This window comes from Neisseria sp. P0021.S006, from assembly GCF_051956895.1.
Genome location: NZ_JBQCWZ010001072.1, coordinates 1 through 509 on the forward strand (window position 1 = coordinate 1; position 509 = coordinate 509).

The 509-nt window shown below is 47.9% G+C and carries 1 protein-coding gene; it reads left to right on the top strand.

Features of this window, described 5'->3' with window-relative positions:
- Window positions 1-143 precede the first annotated feature (143 nt).
- Window positions 144-509: methylenetetrahydrofolate reductase (locus tag ACTHUM_RS18780; protein WP_440403794.1), on the top strand; the 366-nt coding region annotated here is incomplete at its 3' end.

The following is a 509-nucleotide window of genomic DNA, read 5'->3' on the forward strand; positions in this document are numbered from 1 at the left end:
CCTCAGGCTATTTTTCAGACGGCCTGAGGTCTTTATTAAATCTATTCATACAATTTTGGAAAATTTCGAAATTGACTCATACTGACCTCAAATTTATTATGCAGTCTGACAACAAATAAAAGATATGCAGAAGGTGCATAACCATGAATCACGCTCGAGAAATCGCCGCTTTAAACAACAGCCTTTCTGATTTGAAAGGCGACATCAATGTTTCGTTCGAATTTTTCCCGCCGAAAAACGAACAAATGGAAACCATGCTATGGGATTCCATCCATCGCCTGCAAACCTTGCATCCGAAATTCGTTTCCGTAACTTACGGTGCAAACTCCGGCGAACGCGACCGCACACACAGTATCGTTAAACGCATCAAACAAGAAACCGGCCTTGACGCAGCCCCCCACCTGACCGGTATCGACGCCAGCCCTGACGAGTTGCGCCAAATCGCCAAAGATTATTGGGACAGCGGTATCCGCCGCATTGTCGCCCTGCGTGGCGACGAGCCGCCCGGC